This is a genomic window from Pseudomonas palleroniana, assembly GCF_022836895.1.
GTDB classification, from domain to species: domain Bacteria; phylum Pseudomonadota; class Gammaproteobacteria; order Pseudomonadales; family Pseudomonadaceae; genus Aquipseudomonas; species Aquipseudomonas palleroniana.
In genome coordinates this window covers 552637-577876 of sequence record NZ_CP092411.1, presented here as the reverse complement: position 1 = coordinate 577876, position 25240 = coordinate 552637, and the positions used below count along the sequence as shown (strand labels likewise).

Genomic DNA, 25240 nt, shown 5'->3' with positions numbered 1-25240 from the left:
GTCCTCATCAGGGGGGCCGGTCAAATCGCCCGTTTATGGCGTTCGCGCAGCTCTTCACGTTCTTTGGCTTCGATACACAGGGTGGCCGTGGGACGCAGCAGCAAACGTTGCAGGCCGATGGGCTCGCCGGTCTCACGGCACCAGCCGTATTCACCGCGGGCCAGCCGCTCCAAGGCGTCGTCGATCTTGTCCAACAGCTTCTTTTCGCGCTCCAGCAGGCGCAGTTGCCATTGGCGCTGTTCTTCGGCGCTGCCGACATCCGCCGGGTCGCTGTTGGTTTCCTGCTCGCGTAACGCCAGGAACTCGGCGTCGATACGCGCTTGCAGCTCGTTGCGCTGGGCCAGCAACAGCTCGCGGAAGAAGCCTTGCTGGGCCTCATTCATGTAATCGGCGGGCGGTTGGGCCAGGAGGTCTTGCTCAGTCATGGGAAACGGTTCATGGGTCAGGCGGTTTTTAATGTTATAGTATAACAACGCAAATAAGCCAATCCCCCTTGCTCGTTACGACGAAGGGCGCAATGCTGGAACACTCTCTTGTTGCGAGAACCCCGATGAAATACCTGTTGTGCGCGCTCTTGTTGGCTGCGGCAGGCCAAGCCCACGCTCAAACGCCGAGCCTGCTGGCCAACTGCACGCGCAGCGCCAACTTGCTGGCCTGTGTGGACCCATTGGGGAACGCCTATAGCGTGGCGACTGTCGGCAGCACCACGTATTTGCGCGGGTTCGAGGTGATCGGCAAACGCTACTGGGCGCAGACCAACAGCCGTTACGGCCAGCTGACGTTCTTTACCGGTTTGGCGTCCGATGGTGAGGCGTGGGTCGGCTACACCCGGCGCGTGGGCTGGACCACCCTCAACCGGTTCTCCAGTTCAGGTGGCGCCAGCGCCAAGTTCACGTGCAGCCGTATCACCGGTTGTTAGACCTGGCCGTTCTTTTGTTCCTGAACCCAGGCCATATAGCTGTTCATCGGCGGGTTCTTCTGGAAGTATTTTTTCAAGCCTTCGAACAGGCCATCTGCTACCGCTTGTTGATGACGCGCCGTCACCAGCCGCTGAGCGTCCTGAGTGTTGGAGATAAACCCGGTTTCCACCAGGATCGACGGTACATCCGGTGACTTGAGCACTGCAAAGCCTGCCTGCTCGACGCGTTTCTGGTGCAGCGTGGTGATGTTTTGCAGGCTGCCCAGTACCGAGCTGCCCAATTGCAGACTGGACGCGATGGTGGCGTTCATCGACATATCAAGAATCACCCCCGCGAGCATCGGGTCCTTGTCCTTGAGATTGAGCAACGTGGTGGCGCCGAGCAGGTCCGCGCCGTTTTCGCGCTGAGCCATGAAGCGCGCCGTGGCAGAGGTAGCCCCCCCTTCGGAGAGTGCATACACCGACGCCCCGGAGGCCGTCAGCCGTGGCGCGGCATCGGCATGCACCGAGATGAACATATCGGCCTTGTGCTGACGGGCGATGTCCACGCGCTTGCGCAGCGGCACGAAGAAGTCGTCATTGCGCACCAGTTTCACGGCGAAGCCCTTCTCGCGCTTCAAGCGTTTAGCCAGCAACTGCGCGATGGACAGCACCACGTCTTTTTCGCGCTGGCCTTTGGAGCCAACGGCACCTGGGTCCTTGCCGCCGTGGCCGGGGTCGACCACCACGATGATGTCACGCTTGGGGTGCGCTTTATCTACCGTCGCCGCTGATGCAACTGTTGGGGGCGCCGTTTCTGAGGCCATCAGGCGAGGCGCGTGGGTGGCATTAGTCAGGTCCAGCACCAGGCGGTGACCTTGGCCATCCTGCGGCGGTAAGAGAAAGCTGTTGAGCTGCATCGGCGCGGCCAGGTCCAGCACGATACGGGTGTCGTTTTTGCCGAAATGCCCGGAGCGGATCGAGGTGATCCCACTGTTTTTCAATGCCAGCTGAGAAAAATCCCCCGCGAGCCCGGCACCGCTCAGGTCGATGATCACCCGTTCCGGCGCGGTCAGGGAAAAGGTCTTGTATTGCACCGGACCGCTGAGATCCAGCACCAACCGCAGTTTGTCATCCGAGCGCCACAGGCGCGCATTGCGAATCTGCGTGGCGTAAGCCCCCAAAGGCAAGGTGAACAGGGGACTGACCAACAGCAGGTTAAGGAGCTGACGTCTGTGCATGGCAAATACCGCAAATAAAGGAGCGTCCTGCTCGACTTGACTGAAGAAAGGCTGAAGCAGAAAAATCATCGTCGACTCAATAGTTATAATATAACATGTCTTTTTATTTCCAACGATGGACCTGCCCATGAATGCGCTGACTCTGCCGGATATCGCCGCGCAGGCTTCACGCCAAGCCTTGCCACTCGATTGGGTGGGCATGTGCGGCATCGCCCTGCCCATCCTTATCGATGGCCAACGCCTGACCGCCATTGCCGACGCCGGCGTCAGCCTGGACGATGGCGCGGCCCGTGGCATTCACATGTCACGCTTGTACCTGGCCCTGGAAATGCTGGATCAGCAGCTTCTGACGCCTGCACTTCTGCGTAATGTACTTCAACGTTTTCTCGACAGTCATGAAGGATTATCTAAGAACGCTTACTTGCGTATTCACACGGATCTGCTGTTGAAACGCCCGGCTCTCGTCAGTCCATTGGCCGGCTGGAAAAGCTACCCGGTGAGCATCGAAGCGCGTCTGGAAAACCAGATGTTCCACGTGGAACTAAAAATTGACGTTACCTACTCCTCAACCTGCCCATGCTCGGCAGCCCTCGCCAGGCAGTTGATTCAGCAGCAATTTCACCAGGATTTTGCCAATGCCCAGTTGCAGCATGCGGACGTGTTGACCTGGCTCGGCAGCGCCAGCGGCATCGTTGCCACTCCTCATAGCCAACGCAGCAGTGCCCAATTGCACGTTCAACTGCAAGGCGAGCACCTGCCGTTCACTGACCTGATCAATGCCGCGGAAGCCGCCCTGGGCACCGCCGTACAGACCGCAGTGAAACGGGCGGACGAACAAGCCTTCGCCCTGGCCAACGGGCAGAACCTGATGTTCTGCGAAGACGCCGCCCGCCGCCTGAACCTCGCCTTGAAACGCTCGGATGCCGTCAAAGCCTTCCACCTGAAAGTGATCCACGCCGAAAGCCTGCACGCGCATGATGCCGTGGCTGAAAGCCGCTGGACGAGACCCTCTGCATGATCACCTGCACCGCCTTACGCTGGGGCGCTCCCGGCCAGCCACTGACGCCCGCCCTGGATCTCACGCTGGCAAAAGGCAGCCTTACAGGGATCATTGGTGCCAACGGCACCGGCAAAAGCAGCCTGCTCAAAGTCATCGCCGGCCTGCAAAAGCCGCTGGCCGGCAAAGTCAGCGTGGAGGTGCCACGCCGCGGGGGCTTGTCGTTCCTGCCCCAGCAACAACACCTCGATCGCCAGTTCCCCATCAGCCTGCAAGAGTTGGTCGCCGCCGGCTTCTGGGGCACCCAGCTCAGCCCGGAGCAACGCAGCCAGCGTCTGCAAACAGTACTGAAAGACTGGTGCCTCAGCGGCCTTGAGCACCGCCCATTGATGGCGTTGTCGGGTGGCGAATTGCAGCGTGCACTGCTCGCTCGCATGAGCCTGGCTGAGGCGCCAGTCTTGCTGCTGGATGAGCCTCACGCGGCGCTCGATGAAGAAGGCCAGGCGCTGTGCTGGAAACATGTACATGCCTGGCATGAGGAGGGCCGCACCGTGGTCATCGTTTGTCACGACCTCGCCTCCGTGCGCCATCACACCCAGCAAGTGGTACACATCAAAAGCACTGGCTGCGTGTTCGGGTCGAGCCAGGAACTGATCCGTCCACAACCGCACATGCAGGTGGCTTGATGCATTTCACCGCCCACCTGTGGTTGCCCTTCCATGACTTCGTCTTCATGCGCCGCGCGCTGATCGGCGGCCTGGTGCTCGCCTGCAGCACAGCGCCGCTCGGGGTATTCCTGATCCTGCGGCGCATGAGCCTGATCGGCGACGCCGTCGCCCACGGCATCCTGCCCGGCGCCGCGCTGGGCTTCTGGTTCGCCGGCCTCAGCCTGCCTGCCTTGACCATCGGCGGCCTCGGCGCAGGTCTGAGCATGGCGGGTTTATCCGCATGGATCACCCGCCGCACCGGCCTGCGTGAAGATGCCAGCCTCGCCGCCATCTACCCCATCTCACTCGCCGCCGGCGTGCTGATCCTCGGCCTCGCCGGCAAGCGCCTGGACCTCTTGCACCTGCTGTTCGGCTCCGCCCTGGCCGTGGATGAAACCACTTTGACAGGCATGCTCTGGGTGTCCGGTTTCAGCCTGGTCGCCATGGCACTGATCTATAAGCCGCTGCTGCTGGACACCCTCGACCCGCTGTTCCTGCAAACCGTCAGTCGCCTCGGCCCTCTCGCACACGGGTTGTTCCTGACCCTGGTGGTGCTGAACCTGGTGATCGGCTTCCAGGCCATCGGCGCGTTGATGGTGGTGGGCTTAATGATGTTGCCGGCCATTGCTTCACGCTTCTGGAGCCGGCGCCTGCCGGTGTTGATCGCCGTCTCGGCGGTGCTGGGATGCCTGTCGGTGTGGTTGGGCCTGTTGTTGTCGTTCTACTACTCGCTACCCAGCGGCCCGGCCATCGTGCTGGTGGCTGGCGGCGGGTACCTGCTGTCCGTGGTCTTCGGTCCGGTGCACGGCTTGCTGCGCCGCCCGCCTTTGCTTACATCCCAATGAGGTGTTTCCCGATGCGCGCTCTACTCGTGCTGTTCAGCCTGCTGCTACCGCTGTCGATGGTCCAGGCCGCCGACAAACTCCAGGTGGTTACCAGCTTCAGTATTCTCGATGACATCACCCACCAGATCGGTGGCGATCATATCCAGATCAGCAACATGGTCGGCCCCGACGCCGACGCCCATACCTACGAGCCCACCCCGGATGACGCCAAGGCGCTGCTCAAGGCCAAGCTGATCATCAAGAACGGCCTGGGTTTCGAGCCGTGGCTTGACCGCCTGGTGACCAGCACCGAAACCCAGGCGACCGTGGTCACCGCCAGCAAAGGCGTGATTTCCCACACCATGGAAGAAGACGGTGAAACCATCCCCGACCCACATGCCTGGCACAACCTGGCCAACGCCGAAATCTACGTGAACAACATCACCAAGGCGCTGGTGGCAGCCGACCCGGCCAACAAGGCCGATTACCTGCGCAACAGCCAGGCGTACCTGAAAGAGATCTACCGCCTGCTGGCCGAAGCCAAAACCAAATTCGGCGCACTGCCGGCGGGCAACCGTCGCATCGTCACTTCCCATGACGCGTTCGGCTACCTGGGCCAGGCCTACGGCATCCAGTTCCTGGCACCTCAGGGCCTGTCGACGGAACGTGAGCCTTCGGCCGCCGAAGTGGCCGCGCTGATCACCCAGATCCGCAAAGACAAGGTCAAGGCCGTGTTCATGGAAAACATCAAGGACTCGCGCCTGCTCAAGCAGATTGCAGACGAAAGCGGCGCGCAGATCGGCGGCACGCTGTACTCCGACGCCCTCGCCGCAGAAGGCCCGGCCAGCACCTTCACCGGGCTGTTCGAATACAACCTCAACACCCTGTGCGCCGCCCTGAGCAAACCATGACCTTGAGCATGCTCGACCGGGAAAAGACGGCCCCTGGCAATTACGTCCCTATCATTACGGAGCCAGACGCATGATCCGCAAGAACCCTTCCGGCGATCTCCCAGTGATCGCCGAATCGGCCTACGTCGACAAGACCGCAATCATCTGCGGCAAAGTCATCATCGGCGAGAATGTGTTCGTCGGCCCCTATGCCGTGATCCGCGCCGACGAAGTCGACGCGTCCGGCGACATGGACCCCATCACCATCGGCGCCAACTCCAACATCCAGGATGGCGTGGTCATCCACTCCAAATCCGGCGCGGCGGTGACGATTGGTGAGTTCAGTTCCATCGCGCACCGCTCCATCGTCCACGGCCCCTGCACCGTCGGCGACCGAGTGTTCATTGGCTTCAACAGCGTGCTGTTCAACTGCGCCGTGGGCGACGGTTGTGTGGTGCGCCACAACTCGGTGGTCGACGGCCGCGACTTGCCCGCCGCCTTCTACGTGCCGTCCACCACGCGCATCGGGCCTCACACCGACCTGTCGCAGTTCCCGCCGGTCAGTGTCAGCGCCTCGGAGTTTTCCGAAGACGTGGCCCGCACCAACGTCGACCTGGTGCGGGGTTACAAAGCCCTGCAAAACGAGTTCTGAGCCATGAGCCGCCTGCTGATCCGCAATGCCCGCCTGGTCAATGAAGGCCTGGAGTTCGACGCTGATGTGCTGGTCGCCAATGGTCGTATCGAGAAAATCGCCGGCAGCATCGAAGGCGGCAACGAGCCGGTGGAGATCGACGCCCAGGGCCAATGGCTGCTGCCAGGCATGATCGACGACCAGGTGCACTTTCGCGAACCTGGCGCGCCGGACAAAGGCAGCTTCTACAGCGAGTCCCGCGCCGCGGTGGCCGGTGGCATCACCAGTTTCATGGACATGCCCAACACCCACCCTGCCACCCTGACCCTGGAGGCGCTGGCCGATAAAAAGCGCCGCGCCGCCTTGAATTCGGTGGCCAATTACGGCTTTCACTTTGGTGTGAGCAACGACAATCTCGATACCGTGGCCGCCCTCGACCCACGGGAAGTCGCCGGGGTCAAAGTGTTCATGGGGGCCTCCACCGGTAATATGCTGGTGGACGACCCGCGTATTCTGGAGCGACTGTTTGCCGAAGTGCCGACCCTCCTGCTGGCCCACTGTGAACACACGCCCAGCATCCTGGCCAATGAACAGCGTCTGCGCGAGCGCTTCGGCGAACGGATTCCCGCCGTTGCCCACCCACTGATCCGCGATGCCGAGGCCTGTTACCGCTCGTCTTCGTTTGCCGTGGAGTTGGCCCAACGTCACGGCACGCGGTTGCATGTGTTGCACCTGACCAGCGCGCTCGAACTGGCTCTGTTCGAAGACAAACCCTTGTCTGAAAAACGCATCACCGCCGAGGTCTGCGTGCACCACCTGTTGTTCGATGACCGCGACTATCACCGTCTCGGCCACCAGATCAAATGCAACCCGGCCATCAAGACCCGCGCCGACCGCGACGCTCTGCGCCGTGCCTTGTTGAGTGATCGCCTGGATGTCATCGGCACCGACCATGCTCCGCATACCTGGGCGCAGAAACAGCTGGGCTATCGAGAAGCGCCGTCCGGGCTGCCGCTGGTGCAGCATGCGTTGCCGGCATTGCTGGAGTTGGTGGCTGACGGGCACCTGCCGCTCACCACGCTGGTGGCGAAGACCAGCCACCGAGTGGCTGACCTGTTTGCCATTCCCGAACGCGGCTACTTACGCGAAGGCTATTGGGCCGACCTGGTGCTGATCCGACCCGAGCCCGAAGGCAAACCCGTCAGCAACCAACCGATCCTGGCACGCTGCGGCTGGACACCGTTTGCCGAACGCAGCTTTCGCCACAGCGTCAGCACCACATTGGTGTCCGGCCACTTGGCGTGGCACAACGGCCAGGTCGTCGACAGTTGCCAGGGCTTGCCCCTGCATTTTTTGCGTTAAGCGCGGGGTTTGACCGTACCGCAGTCGTTGCCCAGCCACTGGGCATGGGTGTCGAGGCTGCCCTTCTGCTGGATGCCGGTGGCATTGAAGGTGCCGTTGACGGTGGTGCTGAACTCCTTCTGGCTCTGGAAGGTGGCGACGCCACTACCTTGGGCTTTCGGGCAACTGAAACGGAATTTCCACTGGTTGCCGGTCTTGTCGGTCACTTCCTGCCTGCAGCCCGATTGCGGATCGGTCAGCGGGATCGAATCGGAGGCGACCTGAGCAGGCGTGAGGCACACCTGCACGCCTTTGCCGGCCATGGTGATGCCCTGTTTTTCCAGCATTGCACGTTGTTCGGGAGTCATCTGTTGCTTGAGCTGACCGAGGATCAGCGAAAGGTCCGGCAAGTCCTGGTTATCAACTTTCATATTGCTGGTAGTCAATTCCCACAACCCCGGCGCCAGCATCTGCGCCTGAGCCGCCACGGGCAGCGACAATCCAACAACCATGGCCAAACCAAGCAGACGAGCATTCATCGAGTAACTCCTGGGTAATTGTGGGCGTTAGACGCCGCAAAGGCGCCAGTGTTGCACGGCAAATAAAATAGCGACATTCGCAGCCGTTCATGGTCTGTTAGGCAGTCGATTGTCTGGAGATATGTCGTCCATGGATTTTTTTGGCCCGCACCTGCTCGCCTACTTCATTGCCACGCTGCATTTTCTCGGGACTCTCGCCGCGATCCACGCTGTGCTGACTGTCAGGACCGCCCAAGGCTCGATCGCCTGGGCGTTGTCGTTGATGTTCATGCCATACCTCACGTTGATCCCTTATCTGATCTTCGGCCGCAGCACCTTCGACGCTTATATCCAGGCACGCCGCCAGGCCAACCAGGAAATGCACACCGCCATTGCCGAGCTGAACTGGCGCCCTTGGGTCGAAGAAGCCCTCGCCGCACGCAATTCCAGCGCCTACGCGTCGCTGCGCGCAATGCCCAAGCTGGGACGCATGCCGTGCCTGGCCAACAACCAAGTGCGCTTGTTGATCAATGGTGATGCCACCTTCAGTGCAATCTTCGACGCGATCCGCAGTGCCAGGAGCGCCGTGCTGTTCCAGTTTTTCATCATTCATGACGACGAACTGGGCAGGCAGTTGCATGCTCTGCTGAAGGAAAAGGCTGCCCAGGGCGTAGCCGTATATATGCTGTATGACCGCATCGGCAGCCATGCCCTGCCCCATCATTACGTGCAATCGCTGCGCGACGCAGGCGTACAGGTCAAGGCGTTCGCAACGCGCAGCGGCTGGCTCAACCGTTTCCAGGTCAACTTCCGCAACCACCGCAAGATCGTGGTGGTGGACGGCATCACCGGGTTTGTCGGCGGGCATAACGTCGGTGACGAATACCTGGGCAAAAAGCCGCCCCTGGCGCCGTGGCGCGATACTCACGTACAGGTGACCGGTCCGGTGGTGGCGTGCCTGCAAGAGTCGTTTGCCGAAGACTGGTTCTGGGCCGCGCGCAAGTTGCCGCCGCTGATCCTGCCGGACGCCTACCCCGAAGACGGCGTACTCTGCCAGTTGCTCGCCAGTGGGCCGGCCGACTCGTATGAAACCTGCTCACTGTTTTTCGTCGAAGCCATCCACGCGGCAACCGAGCGAGTGTGGATCACCAGCCCGTATTTCATCCCCGATGAGGCCGTGTTCTCCGCGCTGCGCCTGGCCGTGCTGCGCGGCGTCGACGTACGCCTGCTGCTGCCTTCACGTCCCGACCACCGCATCGTCTACGCTGCGTCCAGCCTTTACGCGATCGAAGCCGTACGCGCCGGGGTGCGCGTGTTCCGCTACACGCCGGGCTTTCTGCACCAAAAAGTGGTGTTGGTGGACAGCGAAATCAGCGCCATCGGCAGTGCGAACATGGATAACCGTTCGTTCCGACTGAATTTTGAAGTGATGTTACTGACGGTGGATGAGGCGTTTGCCGGTGAAGTCGAGCAAATGCTGATGGACGACTTCGCCCTGGCCCATGAAGTCAGCCAAGAAGAAAGCCGCGAGACCCGCCGCCTGCAACAACTGGGCATGCGGGTCGCACGACTGATCTCCCCGATTCTCTAAATGTGGGAGGGGCGGTGTTTTGAACGTCAGCGGTAGAGATCTTCCCGTGTCCACGGCAGTTCATGGCTGCCATCGGCATGGGGTTTCACCGCAAGGATCTGGTGCAGGTTGATCCAGCCCCGCGCAAACGCATAAGCGCAGCCTGCCAGGTACAACCGCCAAATCCGCAAGGCCTGCTCCGGCACCATCTGCGCCGCCGCTTCAAGGTTGTCCTCAAGGCGCTCGCTCCAGTGGTCCAGGGTGCGTGCGTAATGCAGGCGCAGGCTTTCGACGTCGACCACTTCCAGCCCGACTTCACTGATCTCGGCGGTCATCATCGCCAGGTGCGGCAACTCGCCGTTGGGGAAGACATAACGCTCGATGAAGTCCCCGGCGCCGCGGCCGACAGGACGACCGTCAGTGTGCTTGGCGGTAATACCGTGGTTCATCACCAAACCGCCCTCGCGCACCGCGCCAAACAGGGTTTGGCAGTACTGCGCCAGGTTGGCGTGGCCGACGTGTTCGAACATGCCCACGCTCACCACCTTGTCGAACCGGCCATCCTGAGGCAGGTCACGGTAGTCGAGCAATTGCAGGTCAACCTGGTCGTCCAGGCCCTCGGCTTTCACCCGTTCCCGGGCCAGCGCCAACTGCTCCTTGCTCAAGGTGATGCCAAATACTTTGACCCCGAACTCCCGCGCCGCAAAGCGCGCCAGCCCACCCCAGCCACAGCCTACGTCGAGCAAATACTCACCCGGCTGCAACCGCAGTTTGCGGCACAGGTGGCGAAATTTGTCTTGTTGGGCCTGGTCGAGGGTTTCGCTGCCGGTTTCGAAATAACCGCAGGAGTACGCCATGTCCTGATCCAGCCACAGCTGGTAGAACTCGTTGGACAGGTCGTAATGGTAGGAAATTGCCGCAGCGTCGGTGGCCTTGTCGTGGATCGAGCGCACCGGACGACTCCCCTCGTCGTCGTCGATCAGGGCATGACTGAGCTCGTCACACACCCGGATGACCTCGGAAATGGAGCCTTCCAGCTCCAATTTGCCCTCAACGAAGGCTTCGCCCAGTGAATCGAGCGTTGGATGGGTCAGTTGGGACACGACCGTGGGGTCCTTCACCACGATGGTCACACTGGGCGCAGGGCCCAGGTTGAATTCATGGCCGTCCCAGAGTCGAAGACGCAGCGGTAGCTGAAGATTCTGTAAGGCCGGTGGAAGTTGCGCGAGCATGAGTAGTCCCCCCTTGTTTCAGACGTCTGGAGTGAGGGTAGACCATCAGAAGACAAAGTAGGAGGCTATCGAATTGATAGTGCTCTTCTATGGGGCTCTACGTTCGAGCAAACCATCCTGGACCCACTGCTTAAGCCACGTAACCGCCTGCAGTGGCGCACCCTCTGCATAGGTGACTACCAATTGCGCGCACAGTTCTGAAAAATTCCAGCCGGTGGTCACCATTCCCGCCAGGGCAAACGCTTCATCAGGTTCAAGGCTGCGGTAGTGGCACACGTTCTGGTGACGCCATACCAGGCAGTTGTGTGCCGGCGCCAGTGCGTGACTGCCGGGGAAGTCCGACTGATCCTTGCTTGCACGCCATATCGCCACGCTGTTGAAATGGCACGGCATCTGCTGCACCGAAGGTACCAGGGCGACCTGCAAACCCGGCCAGTCTGCAGGCGGCAGTTGCGCCATGTCATCCAAGCCAAGCGGCTCACCCTGCGGTGCATCGAATGCCAGGGTAAAGGCCCATTCGAGCCGCGCCAGTTCGGCCAGCGGCGCGCTCTGTTCAGCCACCAAATGCTCGACGATAAACGCAGGGAACCGCTCGCCCAGCCAGCGCAAGCTGTAATGGGCAGACGGATAACGACGCACGTAGGCTTCGGTCAGAGACGCAAACTCTTCATCCCCCAGCCAATACCAGATGGCGCCGAAGTCATGCCGCAGCACTTCCTGCAGCCGCGCCAGGTAGGCGTTGTGATAGATCGCCAGGCCCGTGTCGACATCCAGCGTCGGCCCCCCCAGCAACGTGTCGGCAAAACCGCTGTTGGCCGCCGGGGTTGCGGATAACAGATGCTGCTCAAAGGCCAATTGCCAGTCGGTCAGGCGCATAGCGACCTCCTGGCCAGCGCAGCAGCGCCCAGTTCACGAGCCTTGCCCAGCTCGGTGAGCAACTCTTCAAACGGTGGAAAATGATCGTCGCGCTCCAATAGCGTCGAGATCGGCCCCAGGTGTTCCAGGGTTTGTTGATACAGCGCCCACACCGGATCGCACACGGGATGGTCATGGGTATCGACGACATAGTCGCCGTAGTCCATATGCCCGGCCAGATGCAGTTGGCGAATGCTGTGTGGCGGCAGGTTGCGGATGAAAGTCCAGGCATCGAAGCCGTGATTACGCGAGCTGACGTAGACGTTGTTGACGTCCAGCAACAACTGGCAGCCCGTCAGGTGGGTCAAGGCATTGAGGAATTCCCATTCGGTAAATTCATCCGCCTTGGAACGCACATAGCTGGAGACGTTTTCCAGCACCAGTGGACGCTGCAGTACGTCCTGCACTTGCAGAACACGCGCCGCCACGTGGTAAAGGCTCTCCTCGGTATAGGGCAACGGCAGCAAATCATGCAACTGATGCGCGCTGCCGCGGCTCCAGCACAGATGATCGGAAACCCACGCCGGTTGCAGACGTACGGCGAGCTGTTTGATTTGCTTCAGGTAATCGGTATCGAGGGCATGGGGCCCACCGATGGACAAGGACACGCCATGCATCACCAGGGGATAGCGCTCGGCTATCGCCTCCAGGTAATACAAGGCTTTACCGCCCTGGACCAGATAATTCTCGGAGATGACCTCGAACCAATCCACCGCCGGTGATTGTTCAAGGATCTGCTGGTAGTACTCACTGCGCAGGCCCAGGCCGTAACCCAGACTCGGAAAGGAAGCGGACATGATGCACTCCTGGGCAAAGTGTCCGCAGCGGCAAAGGGCATCCGCTGCGGTTGCACTCGGTTGCCGGTTACTCGCCGACTTTGCCGCCAGCCGCGTCGCACGCTGCCTTGCTCATGGCCTTGAAGCCGTGGCCTTTGCAGACCGCCTGACCTTTGCAAGCGTTTTCAGCGGTTTTGCAGTCATTCATGCCTTTGCAAGAAGTCACACCGTAGCAATGAACAGTAGCGTCGGCGGCCTGTACCTGGGTAGCAACACCAGCAAACATAGTGGCGGCAGCGATGGCCAGGGCAGCACCGGAAACGGCATTTTTAATGTTCATTTTTGGTTCCTCAGAGATCGATAGTGGGTGTCGGTCTGAACGGTTTGTTCAGTCTCGACACACCACTAGAGTGAGGTCCCTTGGCGGCGTTACAGCCTTTTGAAAAAACTTCCGGAAATTATTCCTCGAGCTTCAAAAGCGGCTCCTGGAAACGCAATAAACGCCCAGCATTGCCCAGCACCAACAACGTACTGAGGTTATGCAATACCGCTGCAATCATTGCGCCTGCGGCCCCCAGCCAGCCAAAGGCGGCAAACACCACGATCGCCAGGGTCCACCCCAGGCCGATGACGACGTTGACCTGCAAAGTGTGTCGACACTGGCGGCTCAAGCGCACACAGGTGCCCAGACGCCGCAAGTCGCTGCCGATCAGCACCACATCCGCCGACGCCAGGGCGATGTCCGCGCCACCGGCGCCCATCGCCACGCCGACCACACCGGCCTTCAGTGCCAGGGAGTCGTTGATACCGTCGCCCACCACCATCGGGCGGAAACCACTGCCGATCTCGCCCAGCACGCGGTTGAGCTTGTCCTCCGGCAAGGCTTGCGCCTCGACATCGCTGATGCCCACGTCCAACGCCAGGCTGTCGGCGACGCTTTGACGGTCGCCGGTCAGCAGCAGTTGGCGTCCCAGGCCCAGCTCGCGCAGCTCTTGCAGCGCTTGGCGTGCTTCCGGCTTGACGCTATCGGCCAGCAGCAGCCAGGCCAGGAACCGCCCATTCAACGCCAACCCGGCAATCGGGCCGTCGTGGTTCGGAACGGACGTTGTCGCGATACCCAATTGTTCGAACAACTCCGGCCGGCCCAGCGCGGCTTCGCCCTGTTCGGTCTGTGCCACCACCCCCAGGCCCTGGCGTTCGCGGATGTCGGTCAGTGCGAGCATTTGCTCCTGGGTCGCCAGGCTCGCCAACGCACGGCTGACCGGATGACTGCTGGCCGAACCCAGGCTGGCCGCCAGATTCAACAACACCTGCCGATCCGGTGCGGTGGTTTCGATCGATTGCAGACGCAAGGTGCCGAAGGTCAGCGTGCCGGTCTTGTCGACCACCAACGAGGTCAGGTCCGCCAATTCCTCCAGGAACGCCGAGCTGCGGATCAGGATCCCATGCCGAGCCGCCACGGCGATCCCGGCAATCGCCGTGGCCGGTGCTGATAGCACCAAGGCACACGGGCACGCCGCCACCAGCACCGCCAGCATTGCCTGGGCGTCATTGGTCACAAACCAGGTCACCGCCGCCAACAACAGCACCAGTACCATATAACTGCCGGCATAACGCTCCAGCAGCCGTGTGATCGGCGGCTTGGAGCGTTCGGCGTTCTGCATCAGCGCGATCACCTTGCCCAAGGTCGACTCGTTACCGGTGCGGGTCACTTCCAGGCGCAGCAAGCCATCGAGGTTGATCGCCCCACCAAACACCTGCACACCCACGCTGGCTTCCAGCGGCACCGACTCACCAGTGATCGGCGCCGTATCCAGGCTCGCCTGCCCCGACAGCACCACGCCATCAGCCGGCACTCGATCACCGGCGCGCACTTCGACGATATCGCCAGTGTTCAGCGTTCCGTTATCCACTTCGACAATGTTGCCGTCGGCCTGCACCAACCGCGCATGGCTGCGGGTCAGTTTGCCCAGGGCATGGATCGCCTCCTGGGAGCCGATCACGCTGCGCTCCTCCAACACATGACCGAAGATCATGATGATCGGCAGCAACGCAGCCGTCAGCAGATCGCCCGTGGCCCAGGCACCGAGCATCGCCAGGGCGATCAGTTGATCGGTGATCCCGTGCAGGCTGGGAAAACGCAGGCTGTACCAGGCCGAGCGCATCACGGGTACGGCCACTAGCAACGATGCCACGCCCAGCAACAACTGACTCACGCCTGTCTGGTCCGGCGCCAGCCAGCGCCACACCAAGCCCAATATCAACAACCCCAGGGCCAGCATGGCCAAGGTCAATTGCCGGGCAGCACTGCGCTGCTCGGCTGAAGTCAGCATGGGTGCGCTCATTGTTCGGCTCCCTGGATAATCAAGCGGGAGTCGTCTTTAGGATCGACCGTGGTCACGGAGCCGGCCTGGCCGAGAATTTTCGGTAACCGCTCGCGGTACAGACGCAGCAGCAAGCCGGGGTCTTTCACCTGGGCCAGGCTGGCGACGGTGGCGGTTTGCGCCTGGGCATTGGCCAGGCGTTCGCTGGCCTGGGCATGGGCGACCTGCACCAGGCGGTCAGCCGTCTGGTTGGCGGTTTGGGTGAGTTTTTCCGCGTCGGTGCGCGCATTGGCCACCGCTTTATCAGCTTGCTGGCTGGCGGTCAGTACCGCGTTGAACGCATTCACCGCCGGGCCCGGCAGACTCGACTGCACATCGACGCGAGTGACTTCGATGCCCAACCCCAAGCCCGTAGTGGCCAACTCGGCCAACCGTTTATTGATGCCCTGCACCAAGTCCCCGCGCAGTCGCTCGCGGCGCTCGGCGGCGCCGTTGTCGGTGCCTATCAATTCAGGGCGCGCCACCAGGATCGTGTCCAGATCGCGCGCGGCGGTCAGGGCCACGGCGCTGCGGGTGACCAGGCGATCCAGGGCCGGCAGCACATGCTCGCCCTGCAGCACAAACGCGTAGGGCTCGGTGACTTTGTAGAACACCCGTACATCCAGCTGTACCACGCCGGCATCACCGGTCAACAGGTAACCGGAGCCGGCCAGGGAATCGCTTAACGGCGTGGCGAAACTGGCCACGCGATCAGCCTGCGTCGCCGCATCGGAGCGCAGCAGGTTCTCCACCCGACGCTCGATTACGCGGTCCGCCGCCGGCAACAGCACCACTTGCTCGAACGGCTGCGGCCAGGCCAGCAGCAGCCCGGCATTCTGAATCCGATCCAGTGCGCCGAAGTGCAACACCACCGCACGATTCTGCGGGTCGATCTGGCGTACGTTGGAAAACGCCCAGGCCAACGCCGCCAAAACGGTCACCGCGTACAGCGCCACGAAGGTCAGGCGCCCGGCCTGGATCCATGGGCTGTCCGGGTTGTCACGCTCGATCATGGCTGGATGTCCTTGGGCCCATCGACCAGTGCGCGGAACGGCGCGGCGTCGGTGCGCAAGATGATCTTGGTGCCTGGCGTGACCACGGTGCCCAAGGTATCCAGCGAACGCAGCAGGTTATACAGCTGCGGATTACCTGCGTAAGCGCGGCCATAAATTTGCGCGGCTTCGACCCGCGATTGCGCTTCGATATCGGCGGCTTTCACCGTGGCGTCAGCCTGCACGATCCGCGCATCGCGCTCGGCAGCGGAACGAATCTGCGCGGCTTCACGCTTGCCCACGGCAGTGCGCTCGGTGGCGATGGTTTCACGTTCGGCACGCATGCGGTCGACGGTAGCGGTGAGGGTCACTGACGGTAAGGTCAGACGCTCCACGCCCACTTGCGCCACGCGCACGCCATAGGTAGTGAGCAATTGTTGATCAATCTGCTGACGCAACTGCGCTTCGAAATCGGCGATGCGCACCTGGCTGGCGTCAGTGTTGATCAGGCTCGACAGATCGAAACTCGCCGCCGTGGTTTCCAACGCCGAGCCCACGAACGTGCGAATCTGCCGCGCCGCTTCATCCGGCTGGTTCTGCACGGCGCGCATAAAACGCTGCACATTGTCGGCATCGCCCTGCACCTGCCACGCCACGTAAGCCTGCACGATGATGCGCAAGCCATCGCGGGTGCCCACGTCCTGCAAGCCGCTGGAGGTCGTGCGCAGGCGCAGGTCCACGGGGATCGCCGCTTCGAACGGCGCCGGCCAGCGCCAGCCCAGGCCCGGCTCCAGCAGTACCCGCGACGGGTTGCCAAAGCGCGTTATCACCGTGGCTTCGCCGGAACGCACCTGCACCAGGCTCGCCGCCGCCACCGCAAACAGCACCAGCAACACGGCCCAGGCCATTCGCCGCCAAGGGAAGGGGCCAGCGGCGTGTTCATCACCGTGATGGTGGTGGCCATGGTGATGGTGGTGGTGGTGACCGTGGTCATGATCGTGAGAATGAGCGCTCAACAGACAAACTCCTTATTGAACGGCTTTGCGCGGCGCCATTGGGTCAGCCGGCAACGTAAAAGAACGCAGATCGATCGTCGGCGCGACATCGGCGCCCAGGCGGTGATCCAGAATAAGCAGTTTGGCATTGGCCAGGCCCTGGCTGAGTTGGCCGAGGTACTGTTCCAGCACGAACGCTTTGCCTGCGGTGGCGTAAGCCTTCTGTTCAGCGGCAAAACGCAGGTCGGCGACCTGGGCACCGGCGTTCACTTCGCGGGCGCTGGCCTGGGCCTGGTCGCGCACCGTGCTGGCTTGCAGCAGCGCCTGATTGGTTTGCTCGCTGGCGGCTCCGCGCTCACGGGAGATCAGTGCCTGGGCGCCGATCTGCGCCGCCTGCACGCCGTGATAGGCGTTGGCCGCACCGGCCGGTGGGTGAATGGCCTCCACCACCGTAGCGAGGATTTCCACACCGCTGTCGAGCTTGTTCAGGTCTGCCTGCACCGCCCGGCCCACTTCATCGGCGAGGCTGGTACGTTGCTCACCCAGCAGTTCGTCGAGGGTGCGTGAAGCAAAGTCGTGCACGAGAATACGGCTGGCGGTGCTGCGGATCAGCGTCGGCACATCCGCGCTGTTGTAAGTGGCGGCGAGCGCGGCCTGATCGGTCAGGCCGATACGGTAGACAAAACGCACATCCATATTGACGATCTGAAAGCTCTGCTTGTCGCCGCTGCTGCTGGCGATCACCTGAGACTTGTCATTCACATGGCTGGCGTCCCACAACCGGTTGGCAATCGTCGGCGCCGGGCCTTCGGCAGAAGCCAGTTCGGGCGTGGCGGCTTCGCTGACGCTGGTTGCCAGCTCATGCACCACGCCGTTCTCCACATTCAATACGCGCCCCAGCGGCCAAGGCAAACCGGCATGCAGGCCAGGGCCGAAGACTTCAACAGGTTTACCGAAGCGTTCATAAATCCCGCGGCCTTGCAGGGGCACTTCATGCACGCCGGTCAGCGACCAGCCCACGGCGAGAACCACCAGCAACACTGGTAGAAACGCCCGGCGCATGTAGGTAAACGCCCAGATCTGGCGCAGGTCGATGCCGAAGCGGTTGTGCAATTCATGCTGCAAGGCAAGCAGGGGTTGCGGCGGCCAGCGCAGCAGCCCGGCAATAAAACTCTGGGCCATCAAGCGCGGTTCGAGGCGCGGTTGGCGCGGGCTGAACAACGACAGCACGCCCCTGAGCAGGAACTCCAAAGCCACCAACGCCGGCAAGAGCCCCATCAGCGTCGCCAGCCGCAACGGCCAGACCGATTCGGCACCGGCAAACAACAGGCAAATTGCACTGATCACCAGGCAGATGATTGCCACCCGGCTCAATTGCGCCAATTGCTCAGCTTCCGGCCATTGCGTCAGCGTTTCCTGGGCCAGGCGGCGCTCGAACACCAGCAAACCGAAGGCCAGCGCCAACGCCAAGGCAGCGCCGATGCTGGCAGACTGGCCTACGGCGGCGGCGGGCAACGCCAGGTTCCAGAACTCGAAGATGCTGACCAGCACCAGTAGAGACCAACCGCATAACCACAATACCGGGGTGCCGATCTGCGCCAACAGGCCACTACCCAGACGCCCGATCAGCCGCGTGTAACCTTCCGTGTCCGCCACGGGCACATCGGCGCTCGGCTCTTCCAGCGACTGGGCGCGCCAATCGGCCACCCACCACGCCGATTGCAACCCGGCCACCAGCACCAGCAACGCCGAGGAGCAGTTGATCAGCACCACGGGCCAGATCGATAGCGGGGCGAACAATGCGACGAACAGGGCGAGCACCCAACCCGCGACCGCCAGGGTCGTCAGGCTGATGCCGGCCTGGCGCAACCGACGGGCATGGAACAACCCTTGTTGAAAACGCGGCAGGCCCTCAACCGAAGCGCCGTCAGCTTCTAGATCCACTTGCATTCACAACACCCACCTAAAACCGATCGTTATCCTATAACAAAAAACGTGAAATTTCTGTTTGGCCATGAGGCATCGAACACGGGCTCTCAACACAGCCCGCCCTGTGAATCCAGGATCACTGCATAAACAAGTAAAAGAAACACTTAGATAAATAGTTGGCTGGAACGCTTCACTTGCTTTGCTTCACACAAAGACACGTCTATTTTATTACATAGGCGCAACTATCAGTCCTACAGGAAGCAGAGAATTGGCCATCAGTTTCAATCCATCTCATAACGTAAATTTTTCCTATCCAACAAATTCAGTTACACCTCCTAAGCAAGAAGTGCCACAGCACGAGACTGAAGTCCGTTCAAAAGATAAATCGGCAATAGACGCTAGAAACGCCCAAGACAACTTCAACCAAATTTCCCAACGCAAGACACGCTGCGTCAACACCCCTTCGGAGAGTTCTCAACCGGTCATTCACATGCAGGGAGGAGGTGCATTGCATCAATACTATCTAATCTACGGAAATCTCTGGGGTTATCTGCCTCCGGAGAAACCACCCGTTCGTCAAAAAGTCGCGGATCAAGACGACTCCGCCGACGGCCTTACGTTGACCTTGGATGAATATGAACAAGAACATAAATATGAAGAGGGCGATTACAAGCTGAGCCAGACCGTATCCAAGCATATGCTAAAACACGATCCGGCCACTGACAGTCAGCCCATGATTGACGTCAATCAAAACTCGACAATTCATGGTTGGCTTGAGCAATTAAGAAATGCATTCTCCAGTAATATCCTGAAAAAGTGGTACGAGACCAATGAAATTACTCCCGGCAGTTTGAGCTACGACTCAAAATACCAAAAGGTTCAATTTGTCAGAAATGATGGAAGCACCTTGAGCATGTCGGTTGAGCAATTTTATGAGCGATACCCGACTGCTCGCCAGGGGCTTGAGCCAGTGATCGATGCCTGCAAGAAGCTGGCGCCAGAGGGAAGTGATGTGGCATTCACGGCCTGGCCACAGGGCAAGGCACCGCTTGATGTGATTCAGAATTTCTATGGGATCAAGCCGCCAGAAACCAAGGAGGCCTCCACGGCATGGGGCAAAGAACTGCAGAAAATCAAGGCATTCCCGGAACACACCTTGAACCTTCCGGAGAATGACTGGGCACTCTCACGCCAGCAACGCAGGTTGCAAAATATCAACGAAGGCTTTGTGACACAGCCCAAATATGTCGTGGAATATGAATCGTCTGCCGACCAACTCCACCGGGATCTAAATGCATGGCCCCTTAAACACAAAAATCCTGCCGATTATGAGCTCTCCCAATCCATCGGCGACATAATGTCCACGATGACAGAAGAAGCATTTACGAAACCGCTTCCAGAGATAACAGTTGAAAAAGGCACCTCGTTTTACCGTTGGATCGGTGTAATCAATCAGGCCTTTGAAAACAAAGCGCTTACGGAGTGGGCTAAAAAAAATAATGCCCGTGAATTCAGTTTTGACCCTGAGACTAGAACATTCCATGCCACGGTGGGCAACGAATCAAAAAGTTATACGGCCGATGAGTTCGACAAACAATTCCCGGCCTATTCCGGAGCTCTTGACCCGCTGAATGATGTTGCCAAAGTCGTTGCACCTTTCCAGACCGGAATTAAACTTCGGCCGATCAAAGATGACAAGGTTCCGGTTGACATGCTCCTTAGCTTTTACGGGCTGAAGTCCATGCGCGAGATCCTGATTGAAACACATGAAGATGCTAAGGCGCAAGCAAACTCGATCATTGATGAAAACCATCGGAACACGGCTATTTCCAACATCGACAGTACCGCCCAAAAAGAAGCTATTGAAAAAATAAACAGGATGGGGACCCAATTAAAAAACAACGATAGCGTCTTCAGCCAGGAACCTTCATGGCGACGCGAAGATGAGACCTACGAGCACTCGCTGCGGGTCATAGAAATCACCAATTCGGAATACGGAAAGCCCAATAAACGAATGGTCATTGAATATAGCGGGCGCGACTCCGAAATTATTTATGCGTAAAGGGCTCCGAACCTGAGGTTCCGCCCTCTCAACGGTGCCCGCTCGTTTGGAACGCTCGGGCACTTGTTTTTTGCTGGCCCGACTTTTGGGACAACCAGTCCGAAAGGATTTGTCCTACTTCGCAAAAACTCAAGAAACACGCGGCCAAGGTGAGCCATCACTAGAGTCCGCGGCAAGAAATCGGCACACTTCAGCACAGTTTTTCACGGGTTAACGGACAAGGAAGCGTCACCCCCCATGATTTCCATCTACCAACTCAAGCCACGCTTTCAAAACCTGCTGCGCCCCCTCGTGCAGCGTCTCTACGACAATGGCACCACCGCCAACCAGATCACCGTACTGGCCGGGGTCGTTTCCTTGCTCGTCGGCCTGCTGGTCGCAGGCTTTGCCCAACATCTGTGGCTGTTTGCGCTGATCCCTGTGTGGATGATCCTGCGCATGGCCCTCAATGCCATCGACGGCATGCTCGCCCGCGAGTTCGGCCAGCAATCGCGCCTGGGTGCCTACCTCAACGAATTGTGTGATGTGATCGCCGACAGCGCACTAATCCTGCCGTTCGCGCTGATTCCCGGCGTCAGTCTGGTACCGGTGGTGCTGGTAGCGCTGTTGGCGGTATTCAGCGAATACGCCGGGGTCCTGGGGCCGATGGTCGGTGCGTCACGCCGCTATGACGGGCCAATGGGCAAGAGCGACCGTGCCTTTGTATTGGGCGTGCTGGCCACCGGTGTGGCGCTCGGCTGGCTCGGCGCCGGTTGGGTCGACACGCTGATGTGGCTGGTTGCCGCCCTGCTCGCCTACACCCTGGTCAACCGTGTGCGCCAGGGCCTCAAAGAAGAACAAACCTCCCCGATTGCATAAGGATTTTTGCGATGCGCGAACAACAAGAGCACACCTTCACGACCCATGATGGCGTCGAGCTTTTCTACCGCCACTGGCCGGCCAGCGCACCTTCGAGTGATGAGCCGCGCAAGGCAATCCTGTTGTTCCATCGCGGGCATGAGCATTCGGGGCGCATTGCCCATCTGGTTGACGAACTCGACCTGCCGCACTTTGACTTCTTCGCCTGGGACGCCCGTGGCCATGGCCAGTCCCCCGGCGAGCGTGGCGACAGCCCCAGCTTCGCCACCAGCGCCCGTGACGTGCAAACCTTTTGCGACCACATTGGCGCCACCTACGGCATTGCAGAAGAAAACTTCGCCGTTATCGCGCAAAGCGTCGGCGCGGTGATCGCGGCGACCTGGGTCCATGATTACGCGCCGAAAATCCGTGTACTGGTGCTCGCCTCCCCGGCGTTCAAGGTCAAGCTCTACGTGCCCTTCGCACGCCCGGGCCTGGCACTGATGCGCAGGTTTCGCGGCAATTTTTTCGTCAACAGTTACGTCAAGGCCAAGTTCCTCAGCCACGACCCGCAGCGCGTGGCGTCCTACGACAGCGACCCGCTGATCACCAAGGCCATCTCGGTGAATGTACTGCTGGGCCTGTACGAAGCGGCTGATCGGGTGGTCGCCGATGCCCAGGCGATCCAGGTGCCGACGCAGTTGCTGATCTCCGGTTCCGACTTTGTGGTGCACCGCAAACCCCAGCAGCAATTTTTCGACCGCCTGGGCAGCCTGAAGAAAGAGCTGCACATCCTCCCTGGCTTCTTCCACGACACCCTTGGCGAACGCGACCGTGCGCCGGCTGTGAGCAGTGCCAAGCGCTTTATCCTGCAAAACTTCACCCAGCCGCTGGACCGCGCCTCATTGCTGGATGCCGATAAGCTGGGCGCCACCTGCGCCGAGTCCGAAGCCCTCGCAGCGCCACTGCCGCGTAATTCCCTGCGCGACCTGTATTGGCGCATGACCCGCGCCAGCATGGGCCTGGGCAAAACCCTGTCGGAGGGGGTGAAACTGGGCTTCGACACCGGTTTCGACTCCGGCAGCACCCTGGACTATGTGTACCGCAACAAGCCCAGCGGCAAGGGCGGGCTGGGCCGGATGATCGACAGCAACTACCTCAACTCCATCGGCTGGCGCGGCATTCGCCAACGCAAGCTCAACGTCGAGGAACTGCTGCGTTTGGCCATGGCCAAGTTGCGTGCCGATGATCGCCAAGTACGCATTGTGGACATTGCCGCCGGCCACGGTCGCTATATTCTGGAAGCCTTGCAGGGCGTGTCGCCGCTGCCGGAATCGATCCTGCTACGTGACTACAGCGACATCAACGTGCGCGATGGTGGCGCACTGATTCGCGAGAAAGGCCTGGGGGATATCGCGCAGTTCGTCAAAGGCGATGCCTTTGACCGGGCGGATCTGGCGGCGTTGGACCCCAAGCCAACCCTGGCGGTAGTGTCGGGGCTGTATGAGTTGTTCGCCGATAACGCCATGGTCGGCGGTTCGTTGGCCGGCCTTGCCGAAGCGGTGGAGCCCGGCGGTTACCTGGTCTACACCGGCCAACCGTGGCACCCGCAACTGGAATTGATCGCGCGTGCACTGACCAGCCACCGCCAGGGCCAAGCCTGGGTGATGCGCCGTCGCAGCCAGGCGGAAATGGATCAGTTGGTCGAAGCGGCGGGCTTTCGCAAGATCACCCAACGCGTGGATGAATGGGGCATTTTCAGCGTGTCCCTGGCACAGAAGATCTGAAGATGCGCGAGCCCGGTTTACTGAAACCTGCCGTCCTGTGGCTGCTGCTGTTGGCACCGCTGTTTTTCAGCACCTATGGCTTCGCCACTTGGGTGACCAGCCAACGCAGCGACGTCGGCACGCTGGTGTTCGGCTGGGAAACCCATATGCCATTCTGGGCCTGGACCATCGTGCCGTATTGGTCGATCGACCTGCTTTACGGGTTTTCCCTGCTGCTTCCCAACAGTCGGCATGAGTTGAAACAGCACGCGCTGCGGCTGCTGTCCGCCCAGGTTATTGCGGTCAGTTGCTTCCTCATCTGGCCGCTGCGCTTCACCTTCGAGCGGCCGGAACTGCACGGCATATTCGGCTGGCTGTTCGCCGTGCTCGCCGGCTTCGACAAGCCGTTCAACCAGGCACCGTCACTGCATATCGCCTTGTTGGTGATCTTGTGGGTCATGTACCAACGCCATACCCGTGGGCTGTGGCGATGGCTGGTGCACGGCTGGTTCGCCTTGATCGGCATTTCGGTGCTGACCACTTATCAACATCACTTTATCGACTTACCCACAGGCGCCCTGGCGGGATGGATGTGTGTGTGGTTATGGCCGGTAGAGCATCCCAGCCCGCTGCTGAATGCACGACTGACCCACGACCCTCGGCGCTGGCGCCTGGGCGTGCGGTATGGCCTGGGCGCTGTGGTGCTGGTGATCCTGGCGTTTGTATTGGGCGGGGCGTGGTTGTGGCTGCTGTGGCCAGCGGTAGCCCTGGGTCTGGTCAAGGCGAATTACTTCGTCCTCGGCGCGCCGGGCTTTCAGAAACGCGCCGATGGTCGGCTGACCCCGGCGGCACGCTGGCTCTATGCGCCCTACCTGGCTGGCGCATGGATAAACTCACGCCTGTGGACACGCAAGCATCCACAACCTGACCTTATTGTGGATAACGTTTGGCTAGGGCGAATTCCCACAATCCAGGAGCAAGATTCATTCAAGACCATCGTCGATCTCTGCGCCGAATTGCCGATTAATCCACAGGGCCGCGCCTATCAATCCATCCCTATGCTGGACCTGATCGCCCCCACTCCGGCCGAGTGCCGACAAGCCGCCAAAGCCATCGAGCAATTGCGCTTGAACGGCCCATTACTGGTGTGTTGTGCCCTCGGTTACTCGCGCAGCGCCACCGCCGTTGCCGCCTGGCTGCTACATAGCCGGCGTGCCACTACGGTAGATGAAGCGCTGGCTATCATTCGTACAGCGCGGTCCGAAGTGGTCCTGCACCCCGCTCACCGTGAAGCTTTGGAGGGTTTACCCGATGCCCGCTGATATAGAACTCCAGGTAACTGCCAGCCTGCTACGTCGTGGGCGTTCCCTGGATCAGTTATCCACAGGTCTGACGGTGCTCGGCTTTTTGTTCGGCCTGGCGCAGCTGCTGATGGCCAGTATCTCGACCGTCTGCCTGTTGCTGGCCTTGTGGATGATTATCCTGGGGCTGCTGCAAAAGTACTGGGCACTGCGTGTGGCGTTTGACGCCGACCTGTTCGCCCTGCTCGCCCGCGATATCGCACGCACCCCGGACCTCGATCAGGCCCTGTTGACCCTGGGCCTGCAATCGGCCAAGCGCGTCGGCCGGCCCTGGACCGAACGCCGGCGTGGCGCGCTGAAATTGCTGCGCAAACAAGCCTGGTTGCTCGGCGCGCAAGCGCTGCTGACACTGGCCGTGATTCTCGCCAGCCCTTGGCTGCCTTTCGCCGGATAAG

At 60.6% G+C, this 25240-nt stretch carries 24 protein-coding genes; 13 read left to right on the top strand and 11 right to left on the bottom strand.

Translation table 11 applies throughout. The features are described from left to right. Positions 1-20: 20 nt before the first annotated feature. On the bottom strand, positions 21-425 hold the full coding sequence (gene dksA, locus MJP36_RS02460; protein ID WP_060756609.1) for an RNA polymerase-binding protein DksA: 405 nt from the start codon (positions 423-425) through the stop codon (positions 21-23). Between the two features lie 125 nt (positions 426-550). On the opposite strand from dksA, the gene MJP36_RS02455 reads away from it, so the two are divergent. Next, the gene (locus tag MJP36_RS02455) at positions 551-919 is read left to right on the top strand and encodes a glutamine synthetase (protein WP_244384804.1); all 369 of its coding nucleotides are present in this window, start codon (positions 551-553) and stop codon (positions 917-919) included. Here the strand turns inward: MJP36_RS02455 and MJP36_RS02450 are convergent. After that, the gene (locus MJP36_RS02450; protein WP_104995058.1) at positions 916-2139 is read right to left on the bottom strand and encodes an N-acetylmuramoyl-L-alanine amidase; all 1224 of its coding nucleotides are present in this window, start codon (positions 2137-2139) and stop codon (positions 916-918) included. The two genes, MJP36_RS02455 and MJP36_RS02450, sit on opposite strands and share 4 nt — an antisense overlap. A 127-nt stretch (positions 2140-2266) precedes the next feature. Here MJP36_RS02450 and folE2 point away from each other — a divergent pair, with 127 nt between their 5' ends. The 6 genes from folE2 (at position 2267) to MJP36_RS02420 (ending at position 7550) form a co-directional block, all read left to right on the top strand. Beyond that, positions 2267-3157: a GTP cyclohydrolase FolE2 gene (gene folE2 / locus MJP36_RS02445; RefSeq protein ID WP_244384803.1), complete on the top strand. Its 891-nt coding sequence runs from the start codon at positions 2267-2269 to the stop codon at positions 3155-3157. Continuing rightward, positions 3154-3822, top strand: coding sequence for a metal ABC transporter ATP-binding protein (locus MJP36_RS02440; RefSeq protein ID WP_198761056.1), 669 nt, complete (start codon positions 3154-3156; stop codon positions 3820-3822). Before folE2 ends, MJP36_RS02440 begins: the two co-directional genes overlap by 4 nt. After that, positions 3822-4688 carry a metal ABC transporter permease gene (locus tag MJP36_RS02435; protein ID WP_205344286.1) on the top strand — a complete coding sequence of 289 codons (867 nt, stop codon included), beginning with the start codon at positions 3822-3824 and terminating at the stop codon, positions 4686-4688. The genes MJP36_RS02440 and MJP36_RS02435 overlap by 1 nt, the downstream gene beginning before the upstream one ends. Before the next feature lie 11 nt (positions 4689-4699). Continuing rightward, a complete protein-coding gene (locus tag MJP36_RS02430; RefSeq protein ID WP_205344285.1) occupies positions 4700-5578 on the top strand; it encodes a metal ABC transporter substrate-binding protein in 879 nt (292 codons plus the stop codon). A gap of 70 nt (positions 5579-5648) precedes the next feature. After that, positions 5649-6209 (top strand): gamma carbonic anhydrase family protein, encoded by a 561-nt coding sequence (locus tag MJP36_RS02425; RefSeq protein ID WP_060756602.1) that lies wholly within the window; start codon positions 5649-5651, stop codon positions 6207-6209. Positions 6210-6212: 3 nt separating this feature from the next. Then, positions 6213-7550, top strand: coding sequence for a dihydroorotase (locus MJP36_RS02420; protein WP_104995061.1), 1338 nt, complete (start codon positions 6213-6215; stop codon positions 7548-7550). On the opposite strand, the gene MJP36_RS02415 is transcribed toward MJP36_RS02420, so the two are convergent. Further along, positions 7547-8068, bottom strand: coding sequence for a DUF3617 domain-containing protein (locus MJP36_RS02415; protein ID WP_090367856.1), 522 nt, complete (start codon positions 8066-8068; stop codon positions 7547-7549). The genes MJP36_RS02420 and MJP36_RS02415 overlap by 4 nt on opposite strands. A gap of 130 nt (positions 8069-8198) precedes the next feature. Between MJP36_RS02415 and cls the strand changes: the two genes are divergently transcribed. Continuing rightward, positions 8199-9638 (top strand): cardiolipin synthase, encoded by a 1440-nt coding sequence (cls, locus tag MJP36_RS02410; protein WP_060756599.1) that lies wholly within the window; start codon positions 8199-8201, stop codon positions 9636-9638. Positions 9639-9664: 26 nt separating this feature from the next. Here the strand turns inward: cls and cfaB are convergent, their stop codons facing one another. From cfaB to hflK (MJP36_RS02370), 8 genes are all read right to left on the bottom strand, one after another. Next, a complete protein-coding gene (cfaB, locus tag MJP36_RS02405; protein WP_198761059.1) occupies positions 9665-10849 on the bottom strand; it encodes a C17 cyclopropane fatty acid synthase CfaB in 1185 nt (394 codons plus the stop codon). 87 nt (positions 10850-10936) lie between these two features. Then, complete coding sequence (locus MJP36_RS02400; RefSeq protein ID WP_244384801.1) at positions 10937-11725, bottom strand: HvfC/BufC N-terminal domain-containing protein; 789 nt, start codon at positions 11723-11725, stop codon at positions 10937-10939. After that, entirely contained in the window at positions 11716-12561 is an 846-nt protein-coding gene (gene bufB / locus MJP36_RS02395; protein WP_090367852.1) for an MNIO family bufferin maturase, read from the bottom strand. The genes MJP36_RS02400 and bufB overlap by 10 nt, the downstream gene beginning before the upstream one ends. A 67-nt stretch (positions 12562-12628) precedes the next feature. Continuing rightward, positions 12629-12880 (bottom strand): BufA2 family periplasmic bufferin-type metallophore, encoded by a 252-nt coding sequence (gene bufA2 / locus MJP36_RS02390; protein ID WP_060756595.1) that lies wholly within the window; start codon positions 12878-12880, stop codon positions 12629-12631. Between the two features lie 118 nt (positions 12881-12998). After that, complete coding sequence (locus MJP36_RS02385; protein ID WP_244384798.1) at positions 12999-14885, bottom strand: cation-translocating P-type ATPase; 1887 nt, start codon at positions 14883-14885, stop codon at positions 12999-13001. Continuing rightward, positions 14882-15916, bottom strand: a complete 1035-nt coding sequence (hflK, locus tag MJP36_RS02380) for a protease modulator HflK (RefSeq protein ID WP_060756593.1) — start codon at positions 15914-15916, stop codon at positions 14882-14884. Before hflK (MJP36_RS02380) ends, MJP36_RS02385 begins: the two co-directional genes overlap by 4 nt. Continuing rightward, entirely contained in the window at positions 15913-16914 is a 1002-nt protein-coding gene (gene hflC / locus MJP36_RS02375) for a protease modulator HflC (RefSeq protein ID WP_161548619.1), read from the bottom strand. Before hflC ends, hflK (MJP36_RS02380) begins: the two co-directional genes overlap by 4 nt. A 9-nt stretch (positions 16915-16923) precedes the next feature. Then, complete coding sequence (gene hflK, locus MJP36_RS02370) at positions 16924-18840, bottom strand: protease modulator HflK (protein ID WP_244384795.1); 1917 nt, start codon at positions 18838-18840, stop codon at positions 16924-16926. Positions 18841-19087: 247 nt separating this feature from the next. Between hflK (MJP36_RS02370) and MJP36_RS02365 the strand changes: the two genes are divergently transcribed. From MJP36_RS02365 to MJP36_RS02345, 5 genes are all read left to right on the top strand, one after another. Then, positions 19088-20881, top strand: a complete 1794-nt coding sequence (locus tag MJP36_RS02365; RefSeq protein ID WP_244384792.1) for a hypothetical protein — start codon at positions 19088-19090, stop codon at positions 20879-20881. A gap of 237 nt (positions 20882-21118) precedes the next feature. Continuing rightward, positions 21119-21739: a CDP-alcohol phosphatidyltransferase family protein gene (locus MJP36_RS02360; RefSeq protein WP_060756590.1), complete on the top strand. Its 621-nt coding sequence runs from the start codon at positions 21119-21121 to the stop codon at positions 21737-21739. 11 nt (positions 21740-21750) lie between these two features. Next, positions 21751-23505 carry a bifunctional alpha/beta hydrolase/class I SAM-dependent methyltransferase gene (locus MJP36_RS02355; RefSeq protein ID WP_161548536.1) on the top strand — a complete coding sequence of 585 codons (1755 nt, stop codon included), beginning with the start codon at positions 21751-21753 and terminating at the stop codon, positions 23503-23505. A gap of 2 nt (positions 23506-23507) precedes the next feature. After that, a complete protein-coding gene (locus tag MJP36_RS02350) occupies positions 23508-24806 on the top strand; it encodes a phosphatase PAP2/dual specificity phosphatase family protein (protein WP_244384788.1) in 1299 nt (432 codons plus the stop codon). Continuing rightward, positions 24796-25239, top strand: a complete 444-nt coding sequence (locus MJP36_RS02345) for a hypothetical protein (protein ID WP_060756587.1) — start codon at positions 24796-24798, stop codon at positions 25237-25239. Before MJP36_RS02350 ends, MJP36_RS02345 begins: the two co-directional genes overlap by 11 nt. Position 25240: the final 1 nt, after the last annotated feature.